This is a genomic window from Variovorax sp. MHTC-1 (assembly GCF_003984645.1).
GTDB lineage: Bacteria > Pseudomonadota > Gammaproteobacteria > Burkholderiales > Burkholderiaceae_C > Variovorax.
In genome coordinates, this window is record NZ_RWKI01000059.1 from 1 (window position 1) to 2,782 (window position 2,782).

1 protein-coding gene and 2 pseudogenes are annotated in these 2,782 nt (G+C 62.4%); 2 read left to right on the plus strand and 1 reads right to left on the minus strand.

What is annotated here, in order from left to right; all coding sequences use genetic code 11:
- Positions 1-129: 129 nt before the first annotated feature.
- Positions 130-840, plus strand: a pseudogene (locus tag EJI01_RS28130) (IS110 family transposase); the annotation flags it as partial.
- Positions 841-1,124: 284 nt separating this feature from the next.
- Here the strand turns inward: EJI01_RS28130 and EJI01_RS28135 are convergent.
- Positions 1,125-1,331: pseudogene (locus tag EJI01_RS28135) on the minus strand (IS5/IS1182 family transposase); the annotation flags it as partial.
- A 368-nt stretch (positions 1,332-1,699) separates the two neighbouring features.
- Between EJI01_RS28135 and EJI01_RS28140 the strand changes: the two are divergent.
- Positions 1,700-2,671, plus strand: coding sequence for a methyltransferase (locus EJI01_RS28140; protein WP_126840385.1), 972 nt, complete (start codon positions 1,700-1,702; stop codon positions 2,669-2,671).
- Positions 2,672-2,782: the final 111 nt, after the last annotated feature.

Here is a 2,782-nt window from a genome sequence, read left to right on the forward strand (position 1 = left end):
GCGCGACGCCTGGCGCAACGAGGGCAAGCCGATCGAGGTGCCCTTCGTCGAAGGCGGCGACAAGCCCTACTACGCGGGCTGCTGCTTCGACCTGTCCTAGGGCCAAACTCGAACGAGCGACTACGAGCCATGCGCTTCGTCACGGTGAAGTCGGTCGAGCAGCAGGATATTCAGGCGATACATCGCGTTCGCGAATCATTGGTGCATCAACGCACAGCGCTCATCAACCAGGTCAGAGGCTTGCTCGGCGAGCGTGGCATCACGATCGCCAAGTCACCCGCAGCCTTCAAGCGCGCGATGCCCGAAGTCCTCAAGGAGTGCGAAGGCGAACTCACCCGCTTCTGCCAAACGCTCATGATGGAGCTCTGCCAGGAATTCCACGCACTCGAAACGCGGATTGCTCTTACCGAGACCTACATCAAGTCGTTCATGAAGCAATCGGCCCTGTGCAAGAAGATCGTGGCCGTGGCCGGCATCGGACCGATCACGGCCACCGCCATCGTTGCAGCCATTGGCGAGGCCAAGGAGTTCAAGAACGGCCGGCACCTCGCGGCTTGGCTTGGTCTTGTGCCCAAGCAGTATTCATCGGGCGGAAAGTCGCGCCTCAGGGGCATCAGCAAGCGTGGCAATACCTACCTACGCACTCTACTGATCCAAGGAGCGCGCGCTGTGCTGATCTACGTCGCTGGCAAGAGCGACGCGCGTAGCCGTTGGCTGCAGGAGCTGATCGTGAGGCGTGGGTACAACCGCGCGGCGGTGGCCCTGGCCAATAAGAATGCGCGGGTCGTTCAAGCCTTGCTGAGCAGCGATGCGCCATACGGGGTCGCCAGCGCGCCCTGATTCGACTGTCGCCTGCAGATTTGGTCAGCATGAAGAGCGGAGGAGGGAATACCCAGCACTGGTTTGCGATGCTTCTCGAGTGTGATGACGAAACTGGTTGAACCAGCGTTCCGGGAGCCTGTACTGTCTATCGGCTGAATATCTCAAGCCGTACTGCTGATAAGGCCGGGGCGCGCGGATCTCATCAAGGCTGCGGGCGTGTATCGGTCGCCCATCAAGCAAGCCGAATACATGTGTGCAGACTGTTTCTCATCGTCAACGAGAGCTTGCAAAAGGCGTCGGGTCCATACATGGAGGCAGTACATGCGCAGCATCCGGGGAACACCGATCGGCTGGCGACCGACGCGCCCGCTCGTGGGGTACAGCGGCTCGATCACGGCGATCAAACGAGACCACGGCACGACGCGCTCCATGTCGGCCAGAAACTTCTCGCGCCGCGTGCGCTTCTTCTTCATCGCGTACTCGGCACTGGCAAAGCTGCGTTGGTTCATCTCGGTGGTGCTGTGATCTGCGGTTTCTTCACGCATGCACGGGCCGTGCCCGAAACAACCTATTAATCAGCATTTCCCTAGGGTGGCTTGGCGTAAGTGCGCGACCGTTGATCGCCGCAGAGGTCTTGGAGCGCGGCAACGGTCCCATAGGCCTCTTAGCCCGGCTCACGAACGAGCGTGGCCGGAGGAATCCGCGCTCAAGGCCTGGATTCACAACCGCGCCGGATTGAGGCTTGGCCTTCATCGATAGGGGCGGCAGAATTTAGGTGCAGTACTCGGCCCTTCGCGACCACAATGAACTACTGACGCAACCGACGGGGGCTACCGTGATACACAAGGATCCGGATCCGGCGACCACGATTCGCCGCATGGTTGACGGCTATCAGGTATCTCAAGCGATTCACGTCGCTGCAACGCTTGGCATCGCCGATTTGCTCGCCGACGGAAGCCGAACGAGTGATGAGCTGGCCGCGGCAACGGGCACGCATCCGGCCACGCTGTACCGTCTGCTGCGCGCACTTGCGAGCGTGGAGGTCCTACATGAACTCGACGGCCAGCGCTTCGAGCTCACACCGCTCGGTCAGCCGCTGCGATCGGAGGTCCCAGATTCGATTGCCGGATGGGCCGCCTTCATTGGCCGCCCTTACTACTGGCAGGCTTGGCCCGGGCTGCTGCACAGCGTTTGCACTGGCGAGAATGCATTTCAACATGTCCACGGCACCGACGTTTGGACATACCGCTCGACCCGTCCCGACGAGAGTGCTGTTTTCGATCGCGCGATGACGTCGCTCTCACGCCGCTCCAATGCCGCGCTGCTCGCCGCATACGACTTCGGGCGTTTCCGCACGGTCGTCGATGTCGGCGGCGGCAACGGCGCTCTGCTCGTGGCGGTCCTGGCCGCGAACCCCGGCGTTCAGGGCGTGTTGTTCGACCAGCCGCACGTCGTATCGGGCGCCGCCTCGTTGCTCGAGCGCGCCGGGGTCGCCAATCGTTGCCACACGGTCGGCGGCGACTTCTTCGAGTCGGTCCCGGAGGATGCCGATGCCTACATACTTCGCGCCGTCATCCACGATTGGGACGACGATGCATCCATTCGCATTCTCACGGTGGTCAGGCGCGCCCTCGCGGAAGACGGAAGGGTGCTGATCGTCGAGCGCGTGATCGCGCCGGCCAACGAAGGACGCGACGCGAAGTTCTCCGACCTCAACATGCTCGTCGGTCCGAGCGGCCGCGAGCGAACGCGCGAGGAGTTCGCTGAGCTTCTCGAAGCGTCGGGCTTGCGGCTCGCGCGCGTGCTCGACGCCGGAAGCTTCTGCGTCATCGAAGCCGCCTCCGCGTGATGCGAGGGTCTGCTTCACTTGGTCTCGAACAGCCGCTAACCGTAGATGGAATCGGCGTATTCCGCGGCCATGTACAAACAGGTGAAGGCGACGTACTCGGGCGACGGGCTC